Annotated in this window: 21 protein-coding genes; 12 read left to right on the forward strand and 9 right to left on the reverse strand. The window is 52.1% G+C overall.

All coding sequences use genetic code 11. The annotated features are described in order from the left end of the window. Positions 1-80: 80 nt before the first annotated feature. The 3 genes from FH603_RS21765 to FH603_RS21775 all read right to left on the reverse strand — a co-directional run bounded on the left by FH603_RS21765 (position 81) and on the right by FH603_RS21775 (position 2939). Positions 81-362 (reverse strand): tetratricopeptide repeat protein, encoded by a 282-nt coding sequence (locus FH603_RS21765; RefSeq protein WP_186739949.1) that lies wholly within the window; start codon positions 360-362, stop codon positions 81-83. An 808-nt stretch (positions 363-1170) separates the two neighbouring features. Next, complete coding sequence (locus FH603_RS21770; protein WP_186739951.1) at positions 1171-1434, reverse strand: hypothetical protein; 264 nt, start codon at positions 1432-1434, stop codon at positions 1171-1173. A gap of 68 nt (positions 1435-1502) precedes the next feature. Next, on the reverse strand, positions 1503-2939 hold the full coding sequence (locus FH603_RS21775) for an NADP-dependent isocitrate dehydrogenase (RefSeq protein WP_186739953.1): 1437 nt from the start codon (positions 2937-2939) through the stop codon (positions 1503-1505). Between the two features lie 93 nt (positions 2940-3032). Between FH603_RS21775 and FH603_RS21780 the strand changes: the two genes are divergently transcribed. Further along, a complete protein-coding gene (locus FH603_RS21780) occupies positions 3033-3956 on the forward strand; it encodes a LysR family transcriptional regulator (protein WP_186739955.1) in 924 nt (307 codons plus the stop codon). A 241-nt stretch (positions 3957-4197) separates the two neighbouring features. Here the strand turns inward: FH603_RS21780 and FH603_RS21785 are convergent, their stop codons facing one another. Next, positions 4198-5193: a phytanoyl-CoA dioxygenase family protein gene (locus FH603_RS21785; RefSeq protein ID WP_186739957.1), complete on the reverse strand. Its 996-nt coding sequence runs from the start codon at positions 5191-5193 to the stop codon at positions 4198-4200. 156 nt (positions 5194-5349) lie between these two features. Here FH603_RS21785 and FH603_RS21790 point away from each other — a divergent pair, with 156 nt between their 5' ends. Then, positions 5350-6195 (forward strand): helix-turn-helix domain-containing protein, encoded by an 846-nt coding sequence (locus FH603_RS21790; protein ID WP_186739959.1) that lies wholly within the window; start codon positions 5350-5352, stop codon positions 6193-6195. Between the two features lie 206 nt (positions 6196-6401). On the opposite strand, the gene FH603_RS21795 is transcribed toward FH603_RS21790, so the two are convergent. The 4 genes from FH603_RS21795 to FH603_RS21810 form a co-directional block, all read right to left on the reverse strand. Then, positions 6402-7757 carry a hypothetical protein gene (locus FH603_RS21795; RefSeq protein ID WP_186739961.1) on the reverse strand — a complete coding sequence of 452 codons (1356 nt, stop codon included), beginning with the start codon at positions 7755-7757 and terminating at the stop codon, positions 6402-6404. A 256-nt stretch (positions 7758-8013) separates the two neighbouring features. Then, positions 8014-8871 carry an oxidoreductase gene (locus tag FH603_RS21800; protein WP_186739963.1) on the reverse strand — a complete coding sequence of 286 codons (858 nt, stop codon included), beginning with the start codon at positions 8869-8871 and terminating at the stop codon, positions 8014-8016. An 81-nt stretch (positions 8872-8952) separates the two neighbouring features. Then, entirely contained in the window at positions 8953-9855 is a 903-nt protein-coding gene (locus FH603_RS21805; protein ID WP_186739965.1) for a helix-turn-helix domain-containing protein, read from the reverse strand. Between the two features lie 148 nt (positions 9856-10003). Then, positions 10004-10474 carry a response regulator gene (locus FH603_RS21810; protein WP_186739967.1) on the reverse strand — a complete coding sequence of 157 codons (471 nt, stop codon included), beginning with the start codon at positions 10472-10474 and terminating at the stop codon, positions 10004-10006. Between the two features lie 296 nt (positions 10475-10770). Between FH603_RS21810 and FH603_RS21815 the strand changes: the two genes are divergently transcribed. Continuing rightward, on the forward strand, positions 10771-11664 hold the full coding sequence (locus tag FH603_RS21815; RefSeq protein WP_186739969.1) for an alpha/beta fold hydrolase: 894 nt from the start codon (positions 10771-10773) through the stop codon (positions 11662-11664). A gap of 199 nt (positions 11665-11863) precedes the next feature. Then, the gene (locus FH603_RS21820) at positions 11864-12223 is read left to right on the forward strand and encodes a T9SS C-terminal target domain-containing protein (RefSeq protein WP_186739972.1); all 360 of its coding nucleotides are present in this window, start codon (positions 11864-11866) and stop codon (positions 12221-12223) included. Positions 12224-12322: 99 nt separating this feature from the next. Here FH603_RS21820 and FH603_RS21825 read toward each other — a convergent pair whose 3' ends face one another. Continuing rightward, positions 12323-13096: an NUDIX hydrolase gene (locus FH603_RS21825; RefSeq protein WP_186739974.1), complete on the reverse strand. Its 774-nt coding sequence runs from the start codon at positions 13094-13096 to the stop codon at positions 12323-12325. A 155-nt stretch (positions 13097-13251) separates the two neighbouring features. Between FH603_RS21825 and FH603_RS21830 the strand changes: the two genes are divergently transcribed. The 8 genes from FH603_RS21830 to FH603_RS21865 all read left to right on the forward strand — a co-directional run bounded on the left by FH603_RS21830 (position 13252) and on the right by FH603_RS21865 (position 23787). Continuing rightward, positions 13252-13644 (forward strand): hypothetical protein, encoded by a 393-nt coding sequence (locus tag FH603_RS21830; protein ID WP_186739976.1) that lies wholly within the window; start codon positions 13252-13254, stop codon positions 13642-13644. Positions 13645-13818: 174 nt separating this feature from the next. Continuing rightward, positions 13819-14619, forward strand: coding sequence for an SDR family NAD(P)-dependent oxidoreductase (locus FH603_RS21835; protein ID WP_186739979.1), 801 nt, complete (start codon positions 13819-13821; stop codon positions 14617-14619). A gap of 198 nt (positions 14620-14817) precedes the next feature. Beyond that, positions 14818-17148: a glycoside hydrolase family 2 TIM barrel-domain containing protein gene (locus FH603_RS21840; RefSeq protein WP_235985289.1), complete on the forward strand. Its 2331-nt coding sequence runs from the start codon at positions 14818-14820 to the stop codon at positions 17146-17148. Positions 17149-17201: 53 nt separating this feature from the next. Beyond that, positions 17202-19991 carry a PQQ-dependent sugar dehydrogenase gene (locus FH603_RS21845; protein WP_186739983.1) on the forward strand — a complete coding sequence of 930 codons (2790 nt, stop codon included), beginning with the start codon at positions 17202-17204 and terminating at the stop codon, positions 19989-19991. 18 nt (positions 19992-20009) lie between these two features. Then, positions 20010-20879 (forward strand): sugar phosphate isomerase/epimerase family protein, encoded by an 870-nt coding sequence (locus FH603_RS21850; protein ID WP_186739985.1) that lies wholly within the window; start codon positions 20010-20012, stop codon positions 20877-20879. Positions 20880-20892: 13 nt separating this feature from the next. Beyond that, positions 20893-21360 (forward strand): hypothetical protein, encoded by a 468-nt coding sequence (locus tag FH603_RS21855; protein ID WP_186739987.1) that lies wholly within the window; start codon positions 20893-20895, stop codon positions 21358-21360. Positions 21361-21453: 93 nt separating this feature from the next. Continuing rightward, a complete protein-coding gene (locus FH603_RS21860) occupies positions 21454-22374 on the forward strand; it encodes a glycosyl hydrolase (RefSeq protein WP_186739989.1) in 921 nt (306 codons plus the stop codon). Between the two features lie 147 nt (positions 22375-22521). Further along, a complete protein-coding gene (locus FH603_RS21865) occupies positions 22522-23787 on the forward strand; it encodes a glycosylhydrolase-like jelly roll fold domain-containing protein (RefSeq protein WP_186739991.1) in 1266 nt (421 codons plus the stop codon). Positions 23788-24107 lie beyond the last annotated feature (320 nt).

Genomic DNA, 24107 nt, shown 5'->3' on the forward strand with positions numbered 1-24107 from the left:
GAGTTTCACGGTGGCTACGGCTGAAGATAAACTCAAACGATGGTATGAGCAGGTCAATCCTATGAATAAATCAGATTATTCTAATAATTAAATTGGACAAGTACTAGTCCCCGGTAAGAGGTACCCAGATCATTCGGTTTGTTGATGCGTTTCGACAGAGCAAAAGCCTCTTCGAATGCCTGCTTGGCCGTGTTCAGCTGACCAACACGGATCAGCGAATCGCCCAGCTGACGCAGGGTCCAGGATCGTACTGTGTCGGGTGCCTGAGCCAGCGAATCCGGGAGGAGAGTGGTCTGCGCGTATGTAGGGCGGGAAAGTACTCCACAGAGACATCCAACGATGAATAACATCAACCTTTTCATTTTAAGAGGAAGGATGCAAAACGGCTCGTGCGGTATACCGTTCTCGCCCACAAGTTCTGTTGAATTTACTATTAATACAATAGTTTGATAGAGTTACTTTTCAGGTGCGTTTTAGTAATCAGTCAGTTGCCCATTCCTGACGTTGTCAGGAACAGCGTAACGCGCTTACAAGAGAGGTAGAATAGGAGAGTCGATTGTTCAGTTAGTCTGTCTTCAAAAAGCAATTAGTGGCAGGGTGGAGCGAATCACCGGCTACCAACCGCAGGCCCGTATCGGTCCTTACATTATCCAGTGTACAGCCATAATCGGGCAGCAGGGCGTATGCGCTGGTTGACGCTGTCTGACCATCCTCTACTGTGTACAGAGGCTGGGCAGATGCAACTGCCGTAGCAAATGAAAAAAAGAGTGATAAAAGAAACTGGCTTAAGTAGCGTTGGTCGTTAATGCCTGGTACGCCAACAAATTACAGGCGGTTCAGGCAATTAATGCTACTCTATGGGCAAAATCGCCGGGGGATGGGGTAGTATCAGTCAATACCCTACAATCATAGGGTATGCAACGGATTGTAGGGACCCACTGGTAAGAAAATAAAGGCCGTTTCAGGCAAAACGGGGCGTTTTCGTGGACGAAATTGCCTGCCGGTTTGTTCTGAAACGAGCCTTCGATTTGTAGCCTGCTACGAGTTCAATGAGAGCAGGATTTGACCCTTTGCTGGACAATAACGGTTCGTGAAAATGGGAGGAGCGAACCGGTGAACCCCCTAAACTGCCTGATGCTGTAGCTTACGGGTGGTTCCTTTGTCCATTGATCATGATGGAGTCGGGTTGATGGTCACGATGATGTCTGCCTTTAAGCTCACCCTTGGCTGACTGCTTTGAGCGATAGCCTGGCGGGCTTCCTGTAGATTTCGCTGCAAATCCTTGATGCGCTTCTCCCGGTATTTCACGTCCTCTTCCGCATCAGAGGCACTAATCTGCTGTTCATGGTAGCTAACTTTGACATTCGTCATCTTGGTTAGAATGTCGACAGCTTCCTGTGGGCTGAAATGCCCGTTAATTAATTGGAGTTGCATAGCGGTGATGAGTATCGAATGAATAAATAATTGACGGGGAGCCGCCCATTGTCGGTACCAGATCGACATCATTGTCCCTGCCCCATGGAGAAGGCCCGCTTTCCGTCAAAGGCGTAGAGGTTTTCGGTTTTGACGGTGTCTATCGTGAGCTCGGCCGCTTTTGACAGAATCTGGACAATGCCTTGTTTATCAATGGGTTCGTTAGCTTCAGTCAGGAAACGACAGCGCCAGTGATCGGTGCAAAATGTTTCTCTGAACCCATTGGGCCACACTTTTATGCCCCGGTTGGTAATCATGCTCAGCGGTAATTCCGGCGTAGAAATCTGGCTGACCAGGCTGGCCAGTTCATTGGGGTCGCTACCAGGCCAGTGGACAAACACATCGACGCCAAGCAGGTCTTTTGAAGCCGCTGGTTTGCGCTGATAGGCAGGCAGTTCGAGCGCCTTTGAGCCGGCATAGGATACAGCCTTAAGCGTAACAGGTTGCCGGCCAAGCCGCGCAATGACCGCCTGGGCAAATTCGCTTGTGCCTACTTTCTGCTGGCTGATTCCTTCTTTATAGATGTCATAGGTATGCACGCCATCTTCAATGGTTTTGAGCCAGGCATTCTGTACGCGCTGGGCCACCTCGGTCTGGCCAAGGTGATTGAGCATCATAATGGCCCCTTGCAACAAGCCCGATGGGTTTGCCAGGTTCTGGCCCGCCCGCCGGGGTGCTGAGCCGTGAATGGCTTCAAACATGGCACATTCCTCCCCAATATTTGCCGAGCCAGCCAACCCAACCGACCCCGCAATCTGAGCCGCCACATCCGACAGTATATCGCCGTATAAGTTTGGCATCACAATTACATCGAAGGCTTCGGGCGTGTCGGCTAGTTTAGCGGCCCCGATGTCCACAATCCAATGTTCGTTTTGCAGGTCAGGATAAGCCGGGGCTATCTCATCGAATACCCGATGGAACAGGCCATCGGTCTGTTTCATGATGTTATCCTTGGTAAAGCACGTGATCTTTTGACGCTTATACTGACGGGCGTAAGCAAAGGCATAGTGTACGATTTTTTCGCAACCCGGCCGGCTGATCAGCTTCAGGCATTGCATGACTTCATCGGTTTGCTGATGCTCGATCCCGGCATACAGGTCTTCTTCGTTTTCACGAACGATGACCAGATCCATGCCCGGGTGTTTGGTTTTTACAAACGGATGCAAACTCATGCAGGGCCGGATATTGGCATAAAGTCCCAGCATTTTCCGGATGGTAACATTAAGGCTTTTGTAGCCTCCTCCCTGCGGGGTAGTGATGGGCGCTTTCAGAAAGACCTTGTTGCGCCGAATAATATCCCATGATTCGCTGGAGATACCAGACATATTGCCGGCCAGATAAACCTGTTCGCCAACCTGGATTTCATCCACTTCCAGTTGGGCACCAGCCGCCTGTAGAATGGCGAGCGTGGCATTCATGATCTCAGGGCCGATCCCATCACCCTTTGCTACGGTAATTCGTGTCATTTACGTTTTTTGTGTATGAATTCGTTGCAAAGGTGCAGGCGGCTTGTTATAAGTAATAATTTATATATTTGATGATTAGCATAAAGATTATTTATGAACTACACGCTACACCAACTGCATGTCTTTTTCAAAATCTCGCAAACCCAAAGCATTACACGGGCCGCTGAAGAGTTACATCTAACGCAGCCTGCGGTCTCTATCCAGTTGAAAAACTTTCAGGATCAATTCGAGATTCCTCTGACAGAGGTCATTAGCCGACGAATTTACCTGACTGATTTTGGGTGGGAGATTGCCCGGGCTGCCGAAAAGATTCTGACAGAAACGCATGCCATCAATAATCGGATTCTGGCCCACAAAGGGCTATTGTATGGCAGGCTAACGGTGTCGGTCGTATCGACGGGCAAGTATGTGATGCCTTACTTTCTGTCGGGCTTTATGCGCCAGCATGAAGGTCTCGAACTGGTCATGGACGTGACGAACCGGCAAAAGGTAATTGCCAGTCTGGCTAAAAATGAAGTTGATTTCGCGTTGGTGTCCATTCTGCCCCAGCAACTGAATGTGCAACAACTAGACCTTATGCCAAACAAGCTGTATCTGGTGGGGCGTCGACTCGACGATTCATCCCTGCTGAGCGATGATCCCGGGCAACTGGAGAAGCTCCCGCTCATCTACCGGGAGAACGGTTCCGGCACCCGATCTATAATGGAAACGTTTATTACTGATCATCAACTGGTGGTGCGTAAGCGATTGGAACTCACCTCAAACGAAGCGGTCAAACAGGCTTTGCTGGCAGGGCTGGGTTATTCCGTTATGCCCCTGATCGGAATCAAGAACGAACTATTGACGAACGAATTACAGATCATCCCGATCAAGGGTTTACCCCTTCAAACGTCCTGGATGCTCATCTGGCACAAAGACAAACAATTCTCACCGGTAGCTCAGGCCTATTTGAGCTACCTACGGGCCAACAAAGAGATGATCGTTCAAGCGAGTTTTGACTGGTATCAGCAGTTTTGACGTGGACACTAGTTGGGCCACCTGCGCTCCAAACGCGCAAACGATTCAGGTACGTTCGTGTTGATGGGCCAGCGTGTCATGGTAGCCCAGCCGGTAAGTCATGAATAACTGATAGCCAATTACCAACGCTCACTCAACGGTTTGTTCAGCATCCTTGCCATAGATATCGTATACGCCTAATCCCGGCAAGGGCATGACTACGCCGTTGTTGAGGGTTGTGGTTATGGGGGCAGGCAGCCTATCAATTCTCCCACGAGTCGAGGCCCAGCAGTTTACGGCCCAATGGACTTAGCTCAGCCGTTTGGTATCGCTCTTTTTCCCAGTTGCGGGGATCACCCGGAAACGCATACCCTTCCGGAGCCTGCCGTTCTCTCCAGGAGGAAACGCGCCACTCGCGTAATGCCTGATTATCTTCCTGGGCGGGCATCATGGAAATGTACTGGGCAATCCTGACTTTATCGGCCGAGCGGTTGGGGCGAATCCCGTGCGGCTGGGCGCTATTGAAGATCAGTAAATCACCGGCTTCCATCTTCACTTTCACCAGGTCAAAACCAGTAGTGTCTGGCTTGAAGTGATCCCGGTCGGCGGGCTGGGTTAATTTCCAGGTGTCATACGTACGGAAGAGTTCAGGGATACATTGAAATCCCCCCATGTTCTCGTCAGTCTGATCGGCTAACGCCAGTACACCCTGTACGTTTTGCGGTTTGGTTTCGGGGTCGTAATCCCAGTGAATAAATCCTTTAAACGTGTCTTCGGGGCGAAGGGGTAGGTTCAGATTGGCCCGGTCAATGGTTACCCAGAGTTTTTCGGTGCCCCAGATATCGACAAACGCGTCATAAACGCGGGGATACTGCCGGTTATCCCATTCAAGCTGATGGTTGTAGAGTTCGACCATGCCATTGCCGGCCAGTTCTTTCATTTTCATCTCAGCGCGGGGTGGCGCATACCAGGTGGAGGGATCGTTGGGGTCTTTCTCTTCAAATTCCCAAACGAATTTAGCCAGCCGCTCGGCGTTTTCTTTCGGTACCGCATTTTTGATAACGATGTAGCCATTGTTGATCCAAAATTGCCAGTCTTCTTCCGATAGCACCCGCAAAGGCTTCTGAGGCCCGCCGTCGGGGTTGCTTCGATCGCTCAGCTTGATCGAGCTACTGGTAGCTGTCGATGGGTTGCCCGGAATGTCTTTGTGGGCGTTATCGGGAATCATTGTCGGGGCCATTGTCTTTGTTGCTTCCATGTTGTTGGTAGTATTTAAAGAAGTTTTTGTTGCAACAAAGTTAGGTGTGGACTACCCTGAGCTGTTAGTACAATACTTGCCGTTATTTGCACTATATTGCTCTTGCCTGGGCGTTTGCCAGCCATTTATGCTAGATATAAGCAAAAACCAGGACCGATGAAGATCCAGTTCGAAGAAATTCACCCGGATAGCGACAGCTCCTTTCACTTGCTGCTGACCCCCCAGCTGAGCGATGTTTTTCTGTGGCATTACCATCCTGAATACGAAATTGTCTACATCGAGGGAGCCAACGGTACGCGCCACGTTGGTGAGCATATCTCGCGCTATGAGGGCAGCGATCTGGTGTTTATTGGCCCCAATATTCCACACCTGAATTTCGATTATGGCGTAAAAACCGAACACCAGAAAGTGGTCGTCCAGCTTAAGGCCGATTTTTTGGGTACGGCCTTCTGGCAGGCTCCGGAATGTCAGGCTATTGCGGGACTTTTTGAGCGGGCCCGTTCGGGCGTATCCTTTTACGGGCAGACCAAACAAACCGTTGGCCAGCAACTCAAGCAATTAGCTCAACTGCCTCCCTTCGAGCGATTACTGCAACTGCTATTCATTTTCAAAACACTGGCCGTCAGTACCGAGTCCAGTTCGTTGCAGGGTAAGGCGGTCACCAATGCCTACAACCTCAGCGAGCAACTGCGACTTAAACGGGTGAACCAGTTTATTGCAGAGAACTATACCCGGAAAATCGATATTCCCGAAGTAGCCGCTCTGGCGAATCTGACGGAGGCCGCTTTCTGTCGTTATTTCAAGCGAATGACCCAACTGACCTTCACTCAGTTTGTCAACCAATATCGTGTCAACCAGGCCCAGAACCTGTTGCTGTCGAATCATACGGTCACCGAAGCGAGTATGGCCTGTGGCTTCGAGAGCTTATCCTACTTCAACAAGATCTTCCGGCGTATTACCGGCGAAAACCCGATCCAGTTCAAAAAGCGCCACCGTATCTAAAGGAAGCTAGCCTGTATCGCGGGCAGCAATCACTTAGTTTCAGGACGACATACTGCACCCGTTCCTGCCTAACCTAAGCAGGAAGGTACCTGGTCGGACAGTTGCGTGGGTTAGTAGATGACGGGGCCATGCAGGCTTCGACCGCCGTATTGCCAGGCGTTGGCGCGCTCTTTCTGCACCAGATAGGAGACGTTTTTTTCTCGTTTCTATTTATCCGGTACATACCAGAATGGAATCGTTGTTATTTCCTGAGGTTTGGCCAGGGAGTCGGGTTTGAGGCTAATGCGAATCGTGTTTTTGCCGGTTTTGAGATTAGCCGGGATCAGTACCGTTTTCCAGCCGCGCTGCTGCTGGCTACCCCGTTGCGTGAACAACAAATCCGGGCGACGATAGACCGAGTCGTTGACGGTGATGTGCATCAGGTTACTCATCTGCCCATGGCTCCATTCGGCAAACCGACGGCGTATTTCCTTTCTGGGCAGTGTGTCGTTCCAGACGGGCTCTTTGGCTAGTTGCGTCAGGAGCGTATCCAGGGCTTTGGGATAGGCGACGAAGAGCCGGATAAATGGTTCACGGATTACGTCGGACTGAATGGCTGCCGCCGAAACGTACTCACCATCCGGCAGTTGGTCGTCGTAGGTGTTTGGGTTGCTGAACAGGCTATCGAGCCGGGCTGAGTACAAATGCCGTTGGTTAAACGATATTCGCCGATCAACCCGCGACATATTGGCCAGAAGCTCAACCACAATCACCACAATAAAAAGGACCATGAATAGCCCCATAGCCCGTACGATTTTTTTAAAGGGAAGGTGGCTGAAGAAGGTGTTGACAAGGAATCCAAAAGGGGGGTACATACCCCAGTATACCAACTTTCCGACAGACGTAAGTTGATAATGGAGCCGCTCGCCGGTCGGGTGCGCTTTAACGGTTGGCAAACTCAGTACAATACTGGTAATGAAGTAGAGTATAAAGAGTGCGTAGGCGGAAAGTTCAATAATATGCCGGATGTCAGGCGGGATCATTGGCCGGACAATAGCCGAAATCAGCAGAATAATGACATAAGAAAGGGCAACAACGATCAGGAATATGACAAACAGAAAAGCAACGGCAAAAATAATGTTGCACCGCTGGTCGAGCCGCAGAATATACCGGTCGAGTGGCCCCAGGTCGGTAGCCATCCGCTTCTGGGCGTAGGGCGTTGAGAAGGGAATCCGGTCGTAATGAATACCTGTTGGATAAACGGCGAGCAAACCGACGAGCCCTACCCAAAACGCCCGCATCACAAAATTGGTCAGGAAGGCTAAAAAAAGCACATAACACATGGCCTTCATCAGGCTATAGGCCAGCAACGGCAACATCCCCTGTGCGCCGGCCATACTGGTCATGAAATTATACCGGAAGTAATCGAATGCCTGATCGAGCAGGTCGGGTAACTGCAAAACAGCAAATAAAGCCGCGCCCGAAATAACCAGTTCGAGGTTCCAGCTTTGAGCCGTCAGCTCCCGCAATTTTTCCTGTTGATCGGTTGAAAGTGTTGGTTGGGTAGGGGCTGATTCGGCCATATGGGTCGGGAAACAGGCGTTGGGAATTACTTTTTTCGGTTGTTAGTGGCTACCCGCAAAGTAAGTAAAATTCCCCTCTTAAACCGGCTCTGCCAAATCATGGCTCAGCAGGTGGCTGGGCCGGGCCATGAATGCTTCGACTGCGGCATTTCAGCGCCGGATTGTTGTTACTCAGGAGTTGCTCCATCAGCCTTTTACCCGGCTACAAGCGTGCATGGCAAATCGTCTTCGGTGCAGCCATACACGCTTTACCCTGTTAGGCGGTAGCTGGCTCGGCAAAACCGGTACCTACTGTCAGCGCCTTCCATTGCGCCATATCAGCCTGCAACGCCTTGATTTTCCCGGTAGCCATATCGTAGGCATCCTGACCCAGCAGCAGGTGAAGGGGCGGGTTGGGCGCAGCGGCAATTTGAATCAGGGCCGCTGCTGCCTTCACGGGGTCACCGGGCTGGTTTCCTCTGATTTGTTCCTGGTGAACGGCCTCGGACTGCCGGACCAGTGTATACGCATCCAGTTGACCTTGGGGAACCAGCAACGAACCGGACGACAAAAACTCCGTTCGGAAATAGCCCGGTGCCACGACGGTTACCTTAATGCCAAACGGAGCCGCTTCGGCCGCCAGCGATTCGGATAACCCTTCAACCGCAAATTTGGTGGCGCAGTAAACACCCCAGCCGGGGAAATTGCCTGTTAAACCACCCACCGAAGAGAGGTTGATAATATGCCCGGACTGCTGCTTGCGCAACTGGGGCATAACCTGCCGGATCACGTTCAGCATCCCAAACACATTGACCTCGAAATTGGCGCGGGATTCGCGGTCGGTGAGTTCTTCCAGACTACCCAGTTGACCATAACCCGCGTTATTGACCACTACATCAATCCGTCCAAACCGGCGAATGGTGGCCTGGATGGCCTCACTAACACTGGTCTCCGTTGTCAGATCGACCGCCAGTGGTAAAAAGTCGGCTGATTCAACGCCGACGCTCCGACGTAGCTCGGCAACCTGGCGGGACGTTGCCGCCACCCGATGACCCAGCCGTAGCAATTGACCAGCTAATTCAAGTCCCAGACCTTTAGAGGCACCGGTAATAAACCACACGCGTTGATTGTCCATACTGTTGCTTGTTTTAGAAGCACAAAGGTAGACTGACCGTCAGGGGTGAGGTTACCAAATTCAAGCCGATACTTACCAAATTCAAACACGCCGGAAAGCCGAAGGGGTTAAGCCGGTATGCTTTCTGAAGAAGTAATTGAAGTGGGTCGGTTCGTCGAAGCCCAAACTATAACCAACCTCGGCAACGTTCCAGTCGCTGTGCCTGAGCAAGGCCCTGGCCTCGCCGGCCAGTCGGTCTGCGATATGGTCCGTTGTCGTTTTGCCGGTTGTGTCGCGCACGCAACGGTTCAGGTGATTGACGTGTACGGCGAGCTGGCGGGCAAAGTCACTCGCTGAGCGAAGGGTAAATCGCCGGGCCGGTGACTCGATGGGAAACTGCCGTTCGAGCAGTTCGAGAAAAATCGCCGTCAGCCGCGATCGGGCATCGGGGTGCTGATGCAAAACATCAGAGGGGCGCCGTTTGAGGGCATAATGAATCAGTTCGGATACGTAGTTTCGGAGCAGGTCATATTTAAGCGCATAGTCCGAATTAATCTCGGCCAGCATTTTTTCAAAAAGTGCGCTAACCTGGGCATCTTCGTCGGTATTTAGGGTATAGGCTGGTTTACCCCCGGGCTGGAACAAAGGCAGGTCGGTAAGGCCAACGTCGAACGCCCCCCTGAAGAATGCTTCGCGGAAAATGCAGAAAAAACCCGTTGTATCACCCGATACCGCTTGCCAGGTATAGGGTACCTGCGGGTTGAAAAACACCAGCGTTGGCCCGTCAATCTCAATGCTTTTATCGGCGTAATGGTACAGATTACGCCCCCGAATGAGCGTGATCTTATAAAAATCCCGTCGGCTGTAGGGGACTGGTGCGGTAGTGGGGGCCAGACAATCTTCCAGGCGAAATACATTAACCTGTCCGGTATTGGCCGGTGGCGTGTCGGGCAGCGTATTAAATTTATGCCGGTAAAACGCTTCGAGACTTTCAGTCGGTTGCATCGGGTAAAGTTACTAAATTCAATTAACCTGTAGTTGCTTATCCGCTCTATCATCTGTCCGCCCGAGCAGGTCGTGGACGGCTGGATGAGGCAAACGTCTGCCCGTAAGATCACCAGTTGTCCAGGTGCCGGATAATGATTTGTTTGCGCTACCGGGTCGAGGGTAATCGAACGGTGCCAAACCAGTAGGCATTGAGGACTTCAAAACAAGCTTCCCAGGCATCGAGCCCCATCGGTTTGTTTATATACGAGTGAACCCCTAGTTCATAGGCTTTTTCATATACTGCTTTTTCATTATGGTGACTCAGAACAATGATGGGTAGCCTCGGATAAGACGTCCGCAACTCACTCAGCAGTTGCCAGCCCTGATCCAGGCATGGTGACGTATCCGCCAGGGCGGGCAGTGAAAGGTCCAGCAGCACCAGACTGGGGAAGGCTTTCGGCGAACTCGTGTGCAGATGAGCCAGCGCTTCGGTAGGTGTATAAACAAAAACGGGTTCAGCCTGGGGCATCGTAGCCCGTATGCTGTACCCAATCAACAACTGGTGATCGGGATTGTCTTCGATCACTAAAATGGGGACAGACTTCTTCCGCCAAGTCCGCGACTTGTCTACATCCATAAGTTACTTGCTAGACTAAATAGGTTTGGCGGAAAACGGCAAGTATAAATGGATAATTCATTTTACCTGTTATTTAGCATAATTCTAAGATTACCATGATCTTATAATGAAAGCAGGGTAATGTACCCCGCTCGCGCCGGGCAGGGGCGGCAACGGGAAGAAGATTCGGGAGCAAGCCATCGCAGGTGGGTTTTCAATCTGTTCAGGTGCTCCTTTTCCCGGGTGGCCAACAAGTCCGGAATCATTTTTTGTTCATCTTTAGCCCAGCCCTGACGACATGTATACTCCAGGCTACCATGTACTCGCGTTATAAAGATTCTTCCGAAGCAGACCGTTTCAATACCCAATGGGCCCAGGCGGTCCAGCAGCTCAATGGCCTTAGCCTGCAAGCCCGCACCCTGGCTACCGACTGGGGTCCTACCCGCGTATGGGTCCATACCCCCCGGCGTCGTATATACGAGACCCTGATCTTTTTGCCCGGCTTCAACGCCAGCTCACTGGTTTGGCTGACGGGGCAGAATCTGAATCGACTGAGTAAAAAGTACCGACTGTGTCTGGTCGATATTAACGGACAGCCGGGACTGAGTGCCGGGTTAAGCCCCCTCTTACAAACCGATGAATACGGCTGTTGGGCCAGGCAGGTGCTCGAGCAGCTGGGTACCGCCCGTGCTACGTTGATCGGTCATGCATTGGGTGCTTTGATTAGTTTGAAGGCCTGCCGGATGGCTCCCGAATTAATTAAGAAAGCCATTCTGGTCAACCCCGCCGGCCTGCAGTCCCTCTCGCTGTCGCTGGCCTTACTGCGATATTACCGGCTGGCGATACAATCGCCCTCGGAGCGCGCCGTCCGGTCTTTTCTTCGGGAGACCGTTTTCAGCTCACTGGATCCACCTCTTGCTCCGGCTCAGGAGCAGCTGCTGGTGGACTTTCAGGTGTATAACTTACGGGCTTTTGCTCCGGCTCAATGGTGGCATCAGGCCCTCTCTACCGACGAGTTGGTAAGCATCCAAACGCCTATTTACGTTGTGCTTGGGGCTCAGGACAAGCTGTATCCTTATCAAACCACCCAAAACAGAGCGGTTGAGCATTTGCCTTCGCTGGTGAGCGTGACGGTGCTGCCCACCATGGGCCATAGTGTACAAAGTAGTTCGGGGTTTGGTTTGCTCCTGGAAACTATTCTTACCCAGTGACATAGGCGAGGTTTCGTTAAGTGAAATCTGTTATTCATCGCCTAATAGTCCACACTCATCTACCTAATGTAGTTGCTCATCGCCTTTTGTTTTCTGCCCCGTCAATAACCTGGCAACTTTGTTTCACCGGACCGCAAAAGAGTCCTGTCGCAGACCGAAGAACCGGTCAAATGAGGAAAATAAACAACTACATAAAGCCATGAAAAACGCACTATTTCTGATGTTGGGTCTGGTAGCCAGTACCGCATCGTTCGCCACTACTACTGAGTCCGGCAAACCCGAAGCCGCTCAGACCCGTCTTGTCATGACACCTGAACACAAGATCAAACTGTTCGTGCAACCCCTACAGACGAAAGGTCAGCTTTTGATTCAGGATGCTACCGGGCGGGCTCTCTACACCGAAACCGTGAACCTGCAAAAAGGGCTGAATCAGCAGTTCGACTTCGCTGGCTTGAGTACAGGTACCTACCGGTTAACCCTGGTGGCGGGTAGCCAAACCCTTGACAGGACGTTTGTGGTGCAGGAAAATCCGAATGCGAGTTTTATCGTTCAGGAATAGTCATGGTGTTATTGCGCCAGGAAGGTGGCGCATCACATCATAGCACATTCTACTCGTTAGTATACCTGGCGGTGTAATGCCTGCCGGGGCTGGTTGCCATTAGTAGGTATGTACAAGCCCCTGCTTCAAGGCATTTTCGTAGGCTTCTTTCATAAACTGATACAGATACGGAGACCGATGAGGACCAATAGCCCGACGCTCGTCCAGTTTTTTGACTATGCCCAGACTCACCAGCTTTTTAGCGAAATTTCGTATGTCCAGCTCTTTGCCCAGAATCGTCTCGTAGAGGGAGTGGATTTCGTTAAGCGTGAATTTTTCGGGTAGCAGGTTGTAGCCAATCGGCTGATGATAGATCTGGAGCCGAAGGGTGGCTAAGGCTTTTTGGACGACCTCATTATGGTCGAATAAAAGGGTAGGAATTTCTAGGACGTCCCACCACTGGTGATCGTCAGTGAAAAAGTCCGTCTGAACGCTCACCTTCGAATAATCGACTAGGGCAAAGTAGCCAATCCCCAGGGTCCTTTCGAATAACCAACTGTCCTCAACAACATGGCCATATTTTTTGGTGAACTCCTGGGGACTTTGCTCCTGAAGCCGGTAGGGCGAATCGCCAAAAATGTGGAATTGTTGAAGAAATACCTGGTCTAAACCTGTACGCTCCTGTAAGATGCGATTGGCGGCCTGACTCATGGGTTCCCTCCGCTGGATAAAACCGCCGGGTAATCCCCACCCATTCATACCTTTCCACTTAAGGAGTAAAATCTTCAGGTGCTGATCGTGGTACCCAAAAATGACCGAGTCGAGGCTGATATGAGGGAGATACTGCTGATGACCGTTCTTGACGAAGTCATTGACTTCTTCTAATGAATCCATAAATCAAAGATAAAATTTATTCTGTAATTTTTACAGAATAGAGAATTTTCACTACTTTTATCCTGTAAAAATTACAGAATAAAGAATTAGCGTTATAATAGCCTAGCATTCAGTACATTAATTAATTTAGTTTCACAATTAAACGAGTACCAAAAATGAAAAAAGTAAGCCTATTCCTGTTCATTTTTCTCCTTGGCATTTGCGTCAAAGGCTTTTCCCAAACCACCGCCACAGCCCCAACCGATTTTTTTGCCGGGAAATGGGAAATAACCATAATGGGTACGCCCGATGGCGACTCTAAAATGGTAACGGATCTGGTTCGAAAGGACGGCAAACTGACCGGCGAGCTAAAAGACCCGACCGGTAAACGAACGGAGGTTACTCCGATCACCAAAGTCGAGGAAGAGCCCGGTAAAAAAATTACGATCTACTTCGATACGGCTCAGGCTGGCGAAATTCCGGTAGAGCTGACCAAAGTGGACGATGATCATCTGAAGGGGTCGCTGATGAACATGTTTGAATCCACTGCGCTACGGATTAAAAAGTAGGGATTGAGTCTAACGCTGTATTTTCTCTACGCGTTAGCCTATAGCATCGAAAACCCCTGAGGATGGTTCATTTACATCATCCTCAGGGTACATAGTATGGTTATGGCTGCACATAGTTCAACCTAGCCGTCCCCACTCCACTTACCTGAAATTCAGCTTTTAGTCTATTAAATCATGAAACTGGCAACGAAAACGTTTGTGGTAACGGGTGCCGGTAGCGGCATTGGCCGGGAACTGACTTTACAACTCCTGCAAAAAGGAGCCAATGTAGCTGGTGTTGACATTAACTCAAGCTCGCTACTCGAAACGGGGCGAGTAGCTGGTTTGGGTGAAGATCGTTTCAAAGCGTTCGACCTGGACATCACCAGTCAGGAAGCGGTAAATCGCTTACCAGGCACCGTGACCAAGCACTTCGGTACCGTGGATGGCATCATCAACAATGCCGGTATTATTCAGCCCTTTAAACCCGTTTATGACTTATCCATCGAAGACATCAACCGGGTAATGAATGTCAATTTCTTCGGTACCCTCTACTTGACCAAAGCGTTTCTACCTCTGTTCTTGCAACGCCCCGAAGCGCACATTACCAATATCTCCAGTATGGGCGGTTTTTTAGCCGTGCCGGGTCAAACGCTGTACGGGGCCTCCAAAGCAGCGGTGAAGATTTTCACCGAAGGTTTATATGCTGAACTTATGGAGACCAACGTAGGTGTGACGGTTGTGTTCCCCGGTGCGATTGCGACCAACATCACCGAGAACTCCGGCTTAGGCAAACCTAAAGCGAGTGGTGATGCTAAAATGAAACCGTTGGCGGCCGATAAAGCGGCTGGACAGATACTGACAGCCATCGAACGTAATCGTTTCCGGGTAGTAGTGGGCCCCGATGCCAAATTCCTGGATATTCTTTATCGCTTTAATCCCCGCTACGCGACCCAGTTCATTCAACAGAAAATGAAGTCGCTTCTCAAGCCTTAACTTGACCTTATCTATGAAAAAGTGGGTCGTATTGTTCCTGTCATTTTGGAGTTCGTTCATCGCCCTCAGTACGCACGGCCAAGATTCCCGGGCGGTTTCATTTGATGCCGACTGGCGATTTAAGAAGGATTCGCTCAACGGCCCCGAAAATCCAACGTATAGAGATGAGCGTTGGCGTTTGGTGCAGCTTCCTCATGACTGGAGCATCGAAGATCTTCCTGCTCAACAGGAGGGAAAAGTACAAGGACCTTTTATCAAAACCTCCATTGGAAAAGCAGCTACGGGTTACACCGAGGGGGCGTGGGCTGGTACCGGAAAACGTTCATCCTGGACAAGGGCTATCAGGGTAAACAAACCTACATCACCTTCGACGGCGTGTCTATGGATGCCGATATCTGGTTGAACGGCCACCATCTGGGTAATCATCCCTACGGCTATACGCCGTTTTCGTTTAACCTCACCGACCGGTTAAATCCGGTTGGTAAACCGAATGTCCTGGTGGTCCGGGCAAAAAATTTGGGCAAAAATAGTCGCTGGTATGCTGGATCGGGCATCTACCGCCATGTATGGCTGATGGCCCTAAACTCTGTGCACACGGCCATCGACGGCAACTACGTGACGACACCCTCCATAGCACCGGGTACGGCTCAGGTCAGGATCGAAAACACGATTGAGAACGAAGCGGCCCAAACCAAAGTACTGGATATACAGGTCGAGGTGGTAAGCCCATCGGGACAGGTGGTCGCCAGTCAGAAACAATCCATATCGATTGCGGCCCGGAGTACTAAGTTGTCCATGTTGCAAGTACCGGTTAATTCCCCCACGTTGTGGACGCTGGAAAAGCCGGTTCTTTATTCAGCCCGGGTAACCCTGCTCGCCGGGGGGAAGACCCTGGATCAAACCACCACGCCCTTCGGCATTCGGAGTCTGCAATTCGATGGGCAGAAAGGGTTTTTGCTCAACGGAAACGTGGTGAAATTAAAAGGTGGCTGTATTCACCATGACAACGGACCGCTGGGCGCTGTGGCCATTGATCGGGCGGAAGAGCGGAAAATAGAATTGCTCAAAAAGGCAGGGTATAACGCCGTCCGTCTGAGCCATAACCCCTCTTCATCCGCGATACTCAATGCTTGTGACCGCCTGGGCATGCTTGTGGTGACCGATGCCTTTGACATGTGGGAGAAGGAGAAACTTGGGGTGAAAAACGGCTATCACCAGTATTTTAAGACCTGGTGGAAGAAAGATGTAGACGCCATCATGCTGCGCGACCGCAATCACCCGGCCATCATTATGTGGGGCATTGGCAATGAAATCTGGGAAGCGGCCGACACCTCTGGCCACCGGATCGCCAAGCAATTAGCCGATGAAGTACGCCGGTTAGATCCCACTCGTGCGGTAACGGAAGCCATGTTATACTTGCCTCAGCAAATCAAATTCAAGTGGGAAGCGTTCGCCCCGCATCTGGATAACCTGGATGTGGATGGCTACAATTATTTCATTGGGGGCAAATACGACCCGATGCAGCGGGATAGTGCGACGATCCATCGGTACGAATCGGAACATGCCAAACACCCCAAAAAACTGTATATGGCTACCGAATCATACCCGTCGGCAGCGCTGGAAAACTGGGAAGCTGCGGAGACGTATCCATTTGTTATCGGGGGATTTAGCTGGACGGCGATGGATTACATCGGAGAAGCCAACATCGGAGGGCCGACCTTGATTACTGAAACCACCAAAGTGCCGCAGGGTCTGATGAGCCTGATGTTGTTCTTTAAACCCGAATCCTGGCCGGTCTACAATGCCAACTGTGGCGATTTAGACCTGATTGGCAATCGGAAAGCTGCATCGTACTACCAGAACGTGGTTTGGCGCAACAGTCCGATTGAACTGCTGGTGCACCGTCCTCTACCGGATGGCATGAAGGAAGCCCGGTCGCCCTGGGGTTTTCCGGATGAACTGAAAAGCTGGACATGGCCTAGCCAGGAAGGGAAGCCCATGCAGGTGAATGTCTACACCCGGAGTAAGCGGGTCAGTCTGGAACTGAATGGTAGGCCCATCGCCGAGCAAGTCGTACCAGCGGGCTCGATCACCGCCAGCTTTAGTGTTCCTTACCAGCCCGGAACGCTCACAGCCCGGGGATTTGATGGCGAAACGGAAATGGGCTCAAGCAGCTTATCAACCGTCGGTAAACCAGTTGCAATCCGGTTGATAGCGGATCGAACGACGATTAATGCAGACGCCCAGGATTTGGCTTATGTACAGGTCGAGATTGTTGACGAAAAAGGGCAGGTTGTTCCTGTGTCTGATGATCTGGAGATCAGCTACGAACTCAGCGGTAACGCCACCCTGGCTGGCGTAGGCAATGGAAATCAGGCCGACATGACAAGCTTTCAGCAACCGCACAAGAAGGTGTACCAGGGAAGAGGGCTGGCGATTATTAGATCCAACCGCCAGAAAGGAGCGGTTACGTTGACCGCTACCGCTAGTGGGATGAAGGCGGGCCAGGTGCAAATCACCCTGAAGTAACGGACTTCCCGCAAAAACCGAATCAATTCATGTATCGATCATTGCTTTAATCAATGCTTACATTTAATCTGTTACGAAAAATCCAGCCACTTAGCGTTGCCGGACCACTGGCCCTCCTGCTGAGCCTGGGACTTATTGCTTACCGAGCCGCTGATCCGGCCCCGCCGGAAGCGAATCGCTTTACGAAAGTGGTACTGGCCGAAAAGCTCAACGAGCCTATGGAAATGGCCTTTCTGCCCGATGGCCGTATCCTGTGGATCGAGCGTAAAGGGCTCATCAAACTCATGAACCCCGATACCCGGGCCATTACCGAGGTGGGCAGCATCCCGGTTAGTACTAAATACACCTCAAAGAACGGCTCCAAATCGGAAGCGGAAGATGGCCTACTGGGCCTAACCGTCGATCCCAACTTTACCAAAAACCACTGGCTCTACCTCTACTATTCACCCGAAGGGGCGGAGGCTAAGAACATCATTGCCCGCTATGAACTAACGAATGATAAGTTGGTCGATGCGTCCAAAAAGGTCCTGCTAGAAATTGGGACCCAGCGGGAGCAGTGTTGCCACACGGGTGGGGGCATGACCTGGGATCGGGCGGGTAATCTGTATCTGTCGACCGGCGACAACACCTCGCCCCGCGCTACGATGTACGCACCCATCGATGAACGAGCCGACCACGGCCCCTGGGACGCCCAGAAATCGTCGGGCAACACCAATGACCTGCGGGGGAAAATCATTCGTATCCATCCCCAGGCCGACGGGACCTATACCATTCCTGAAGGAAATTTATTCGCCAAAGGCACACCCAAAACCCGGCCCGAAATTTACACCATGGGCCACCGTAACCCCTGGCGGTTATCCATCGACTCCAAAACGGACTATCTCTACTGGGGTGAGGTGGGGCCTGATGCCAGTGTCGACTCGACGGGCTGGGGACCACGCGGTTATGATGAGTTTAACCAGGCCCGCAGGGCGGGGAACTTCGGCTGGCCGTTGGTGATTGCCGATAATAAGCCTTATGGATCAGTCGACTTCGCCACCAACAAAGTTCGATTTCAGATTGACCCGGCTAAACCCATTAACAACTCGCCCAGCAACACGGGCCTGAATGAGCTGCCCCCGGCCCAGAAAGCCTTTATGTGGTATCCCTACGGATTGTCCAGCGAGTTTCCGTTACTGGGTAGTTCGGGGCGGAGCGCTACGGGTGGGCCAGTTTTCCGTCAGGCGGATTTCGTGGGAGCAAAACGTTCGTTCCCGGCCTATTACGAAGGCAAATGGTTCATCACCGATTTTATGCGTGGCTGGATCATGGTCGTGTCGATGGACGAGCAGAGCAACTACCAATCCATGGAGCGTTTTCTGCCTAATGAAACCGTGGGCAGTGCGATCGATTTGAAATTTGCGCCCAACGGCGATCTGTACCTGCTCGAATACGGCAGTGCCTGGTTTCGGGGTAACGATAACGCCCGGATTGTCCGCTTTGAATACAACGCCGGCAATCGTAAACCCATCGTTCAGGCATCGGCCAGCAAATTGGCGGGCGCGCTGCCTTTGAAAACGCAACTGTTGTCGACAGGTACCAAAGATGATGACCACGATGCGCTTAAGTATGTATGGACGGTTCGACGCTCGACGGTTCGACGCTCGACGGCCACCAAAGGGGAACCCACCCGAACCTTCACGCAGGCCAACCCGGGCATCACCTTCGACCAGCCAGGCACCTACCGGGCTACACTCACCGTCACGGACGCCAAAGGGGCTACCAATAGTCAGTCGGTAGACATTCGGGTCGGCAATGAGCCGCCCGTCGTCGATCTGGCCATCACCAAAGGCAACCAATCCTTTTTCTTTCCCGGTAAACCATTGACCTACAAGACATCGGTTCTCGACAAGGAAGACGGTAGCGTAGCCAACGGTACGATTGCCCCGCAGCAGGTGGCCATTACGGCCGATTACCTGCCCGAAGGCTATGATCCCATTGAAGTGGCGCAAAGTCATCGCGATGCGGACGCATCGGCGCAGTTCGCCACGGCGCAGCGCCTGATTAAAAACAGCGATTGCCTGGCCTGTCATCAGCCAGATAAGCGTTCGCTCGGACCGGGCTTTACCGAGATTGCCCAAAAATACAAAAGTCAGGCCGGGGCGGTTACGCTGCTGGCTCAGAAGGTCATCAAAGGTGGGAATGGCGTCTGGGGCGATCACTCGATGAGTGCACACCCCACGCTGTCGGAGGGTAACGCAGCCGAAATGGTGAAGTACATCCTCAGCTTCACCGGTGAGAAGACGTCTGAGACAAAGGCGGCAACGCTGCCGTTAGCGGGCGAGTTGGCCCCTGAAGTGGCGAAAGGTGAAAACGGAAAAGGCGGGTACGTGATCCGGGCCGCCTACCGCGACCGGGGCAGCAAAGGCGCAGCCGGGTTAGAAACCGAACGGGCTATTATTTTACGGAACCCCGTTGTTCAGCCGGTGCCCACCCAGTTTGATGCCTCACAGGGCGTCACCTTCACCGCTGCCCAGACCAACCGGGCGCTGCTGACGGGCGACGGCGCATACCTGGCCATGAAGGGCGTTGACCTGAACGGTATCGCCACGGTTAATTTCACCATAGTGGTCGATCCGGGCGCGCCGGGTGGGACGCTCGAACTGCACCTGGATTCGCCGAACGGCCCGCTGGCTGGAACCTCCCCGCCCATTGTCGGGGCTAAGACCACCAAGTACACGGCTGCCAAAATAACGGTCCAGCCGACAACCGGTTTGCACACGCTTTACATCGTGGGCCGCAACACCGGGGCTAAAGCCGAACAGCCCCTGCTGCATCTTAGTCGCATTCAATTTCAACCTTAATCAAACCAGAACAAACGCATGAGCTTTTCCCGAAACATATCCCGCAACGAATTTCTTCGAACCAGTGCCCTGGCGCTTTCCCTGCCGCTCCTGAGCAAGGTCGACGTTTTTGCCAAACCCATGAAGAATGTGGGGCTTCAACTTTATACACTCCGCAGCGAGCTGAGTAAGGACCCCGAGGGAACGCTGAAAAAAGCGGCCGAGATCGGCTACAAAGAAGTCGAGACCTTCGGGTATTCGAACGGTAAATTCTTCGGCAAGACGCCCGGAGAATTCAAGACATTGCTGAGTGGCCTGGGCCTATCGACGCCCAGTGGTCATTACATGCCGAACAACCTCAAGAAAGACTGGAACCAGGTCGTTGACCATGCAGCCGAGGCAGGTCAGAAGTTTATGATGTGCGCCTTCCTGTTTCCGCAGGATCGCAAGACCATCGACGATTATAAAAAGCTGGGTGAGCTATTCAATCAGTCGGGGGAGGTATGCAAAAAAGCAGGTATTCAGTTTGGCTATCACAACCACGACTTTGAGTTTCAGATGCTGGACGGTCAGCTTCCCTACGATCTGCTGCTTACTCAAACGGACCCTAAGCTGGTGAAGATGGAGCTGGATTTATATTGGGCAATCCATGCGGGTGTAGACCCTCTGGAGCTGTTCAGGAAGAATCCGGGCCGTTTCCCGCTGGTGCACCTGAAAGACATGGCAAAGACCGAGAAGCGGGAGTTTGCCGAAGTCGGTACCGGTTCGATTGACTTCCAGCGCATTCTGGATGCACGCAAGCTGGCCGGTATCGAGCATTATTTTGTGGAACAGGACGTCGTAACGAAGGGAACCCCGCTGGAAGCCATTGCGGTCAGTTTTCAGAATGTAGGGAAACTGAAGGTATAACGTATCATTCCGCATGAACAACCTGACCCGGTGCCTGACCGCTTGTATAGGCATTATTGGTTTGCTGAGTCTGGTCGCCTTTAGAAGCGATTGGGTGAGCGATCCTCCGACCCGCCTACCGAAAAAACCGACCTGGTTTCCCCAATACGATGTTGATCCGGCAACGTTTCAAAACCCGCCCCTCGCCTTTGGGCCTTACGCCCGCTGGTGGTGGCCGGGAAACGACGTCACTAAAGCCGAGCTGCAACGGGAGATCAATCTCTTTGCCGATAATGCCTTTGGGGGTGTTGAAGTGCAGACGCTGGCCTTAGGATTGCCCCTTTCAACTACCGACGTAGCGGCCCGCGTCAGGAGCTGGGACACGCCGACGTATTACGAAAACCTGAAAACGGCGTTGGAAGAAGCGCGTAAACGGGGGATGACCGTCGATCTGACGGATGGAAGCGGCTGGCCTCCGGGTGGCTCGTTTCTTGATCCGTAGGATGGCTTTTTAACCCTGCAATCGGCTTCCCTGGATTTAGTTGGCGGGCAACGGATTACAGTAGCGCTGCCCACCATTCCGAACCGGACAGGGGTGCCTGCCCAGGTGGTGGCTGTTCTGGCGGCTAAAGTCGTCTCTCCCCGTTCTGGCGAAGATCCCAAAACAACGGCCTTAGATTCAGCCGCCCCGCTGGTGCTGACCCCTCAGGTTCGTAACGACACGCTTCGGTGCCAGCTACCGGCTGGAAACTGGAAACTGATCGCTTTGTGGAGTCGGCCCAGTGGTCAAAAAACGATGGCGGCTACTCCCAATCAGGGGCCCGTTGTTGACCATTTTGATTCGCTCAAAGTCATCAAGAACTATCAGCACGTGGTCGGTTCCCGAACGGGCCTGGAGCCCTACTACGGCAATCCGCTGCGCGCTATTTTTAACGACAGCTACGAATTTGAAGTAGACCGGCACTACTCGCTGGACTTCATTGCCTATTTTAAAAAGAAACGCGGCTATGACATAACTCCCTGGCTACCTGCCAATCTGCAAAAAGGGTATAATTATGCGTCGTACAAACGGCCCAATGCCGCGCTCGACTATTCGTTTGGGTCCGAAGACTGGCGGCTGCGCTATGATTATGATCAGACGATAGGGGAGTTATTGGGCGAGCATTTTATTAAAACCAGTAGTCGATACCTGGAGAAGCGGGGTATGTTGCACCGCACCCAGGCATATGGCATGCCCATGGATATGATGGCTAACGCGGGGTTGGCCTCCATCCCGGAAACCGAAAGCATGCTTGGCCCGGAAGCTATTCTGAAGGTTATGGCGTCGGGTGCTCAGTTGTATAACCGGCCTATTTTGTCGGCCGAATCCGTCGTATTCATTAACCGGGCTTATACTACAACACCCCAGAAAATCAGGCTTGCCGTCGATAAATTGTTTGCCGCTGGGGTCAATCAGATCATTTATCATGGAGTACCCTATCGCTATACCCCCAGGGAATTAGGGCCACAGGGCTAGTATCCGTTTTCGTCCCCCTACCTTGGGACGGTCAACTTTTCGTCCCACCTGGGCGAAGGCAGCACGTACTGGAAATACCAGAAAGAGATTAATCAGTACATCAGCCGAACCCAGTACGCGTTACGGGCCGGCAAACCGCATACCGATGTGCTGATTTACTTCCCCTTCACCACTGTGGACGCTATGCCGGACAACCCGGAAGAAATTCTGACGAAAGGCTACCTTCCGGGCGTTGAAGCCCCTTTGCCGGCCAGCAAAGAAGCCCTTGATGTAGCAAAATCGACCTGGGCCGATCATGTCTATCCACTCATCAACCAATTGGAAGCAAACGGCATTAGTTGGGGCTGGGTCAATGATGCCTCAATTCAGGAGGCCCAACTTACCCCCGATAAACAACTCACCATCCGGGGGAATCGCTACCAGGCATTGATTATAGCGGATTCGTCGACTATTCACCTCCAGACGGCCCAGCGGATCAACACGCTGGCCGCCGGGGGTATGAACCTGTTGACCGTTGGCGCTTTACCCATCAAACAACCGTCGTATCTGAACTGGCAGGTCAACGATGAAAAGACAGCTCAGCTAATGGCAACAGCGGCTAAACAGAAAAATAGCCATCATATCCGCCAGGGGAAAGACGCGGCAGACTGGTTTCAATCGCTATCGCAGCCCGTCAAATTTGCCGGTACGTTTGGGTTCACCCGCCAGATGCAGCGGGAAATGAGCGATGGCAGCCGTATCCAGTTTCTGTGGAACAAGAGCGATCAGTGGCAGACGATTTCGTTAACGCTGGCTAAAAAATATGCCAGCAGCTACTGGCTAAATGCCGAAACCGGAGCCATAACGCAAGCCAATGGGGCTGCCATTACCTATCGTATTGCTCCCTACAACTCCGTCATTCTGTATGCTTCGACTAAAAAGACCGTTCCGGTCAATAGGCTCACGACTACGCCCGGTTTAGCCGATGGTGGTACCGTGATCGCCCAACTTACCACTTGGGCTATTCAGGCCGATAGTCTGATGGTAAAGGAGAGCCCGTTGTTTGACTGGAAAACGCGCGCTGACTTTCGGTTTACATCTGCCGAGGGTGTCTACACGGCCTCGTTTCAGTTGACGACCAAAAAATCATCTGCCCACTATTTTCTGGATTTAGGAAAGGTCTATTTCACGGCGGAGGTAACCATCAACGGCAAAGCGGCCGGACGACGGATTTACGCGCCCTACCGGTTGGACATCACCCCACTCATTCAGGCAGGAACCAATCAGATCGAGGTTCGGGTCACGCCAACGGAGTTAAACGGGTATATCGGGAAGGCCAAAACGGGAGATACCCGGTATAGACAGTTCAAGACTAAAGCAGATCAAATTATGTCGGCCGGTTTGGAAGGCCCTGTTCGGCTTTTAGAGAAATAATCGTCCGGCATACTCATACGAATCAACGTATCATCGAGCCCTCCGCTATCTCCCTGGCGTTGGAAGGCGGAGAGGTGTTGGGCGACATTGCCCGTATTCCAACGGCACCGATACAAAAGTCAACATGGAAGATCCGGGCTATCAATTACAAAAAGGCGACCGTCCCTGCCAACGGTGTTGGGTGATTCCATGCAATTGGAGCAACTCTTTAAAAATTTGCTCAGCAATGCCTTGACGTTCCGCCGGATGGACGTGCCCGCCCGGATTCACGTGCGTACAGGTGCGTAAGCCCTGATGATCTCATACAGATGTTTTCCGCC

The organism is Spirosoma utsteinense, assembly GCF_014282275.1.
GTDB lineage: Bacteria > Bacteroidota > Bacteroidia > Cytophagales > Spirosomataceae > Spirosoma > Spirosoma utsteinense.

Coding starts and splice junctions, on each gene's coding strand:
- FH603_RS21765 (WP_186739949.1), bottom strand. CDS start 362: ATGAAAAGGTTGATGTTATTCATCGTTGGATGTCTCTGTGGAGTACTT.
- FH603_RS21770 (WP_186739951.1), bottom strand. CDS start 1,434: ATGCAACTCCAATTAATTAACGGGCATTTCAGCCCACAGGAAGCTGTC.
- FH603_RS21775 (WP_186739953.1), bottom strand. CDS start 2,939: ATGACACGAATTACCGTAGCAAAGGGTGATGGGATCGGCCCTGAGATC.
- FH603_RS21780 (WP_186739955.1), top strand. CDS start 3,033: ATGAACTACACGCTACACCAACTGCATGTCTTTTTCAAAATCTCGCAA.
- FH603_RS21785 (WP_186739957.1), bottom strand. CDS start 5,193: ATGGAAGCAACAAAGACAATGGCCCCGACAATGATTCCCGATAACGCC.
- FH603_RS21790 (WP_186739959.1), top strand. CDS start 5,350: ATGAAGATCCAGTTCGAAGAAATTCACCCGGATAGCGACAGCTCCTTT.
- FH603_RS21795 (WP_186739961.1), bottom strand. CDS start 7,757: ATGGCCGAATCAGCCCCTACCCAACCAACACTTTCAACCGATCAACAG.
- FH603_RS21800 (WP_186739963.1), bottom strand. CDS start 8,871: ATGGACAATCAACGCGTGTGGTTTATTACCGGTGCCTCTAAAGGTCTG.
- FH603_RS21805 (WP_186739965.1), bottom strand. CDS start 9,855: ATGCAACCGACTGAAAGTCTCGAAGCGTTTTACCGGCATAAATTTAAT.
- FH603_RS21810 (WP_186739967.1), bottom strand. CDS start 10,474: ATGGATGTAGACAAGTCGCGGACTTGGCGGAAGAAGTCTGTCCCCATT.
- FH603_RS21815 (WP_186739969.1), top strand. CDS start 10,771: ATGTACTCGCGTTATAAAGATTCTTCCGAAGCAGACCGTTTCAATACC.
- FH603_RS21820 (WP_186739972.1), top strand. CDS start 11,864: ATGAAAAACGCACTATTTCTGATGTTGGGTCTGGTAGCCAGTACCGCA.
- FH603_RS21825 (WP_186739974.1), bottom strand. CDS start 13,096: ATGGATTCATTAGAAGAAGTCAATGACTTCGTCAAGAACGGTCATCAG.
- FH603_RS21830 (WP_186739976.1), top strand. CDS start 13,252: ATGAAAAAAGTAAGCCTATTCCTGTTCATTTTTCTCCTTGGCATTTGC.
- FH603_RS21835 (WP_186739979.1), top strand. CDS start 13,819: ATGAAACTGGCAACGAAAACGTTTGTGGTAACGGGTGCCGGTAGCGGC.
- FH603_RS21845 (WP_186739983.1), top strand. CDS start 17,202: ATGCTTACATTTAATCTGTTACGAAAAATCCAGCCACTTAGCGTTGCC.
- FH603_RS21850 (WP_186739985.1), top strand. CDS start 20,010: ATGAGCTTTTCCCGAAACATATCCCGCAACGAATTTCTTCGAACCAGT.
- FH603_RS21855 (WP_186739987.1), top strand. CDS start 20,893: ATGAACAACCTGACCCGGTGCCTGACCGCTTGTATAGGCATTATTGGT.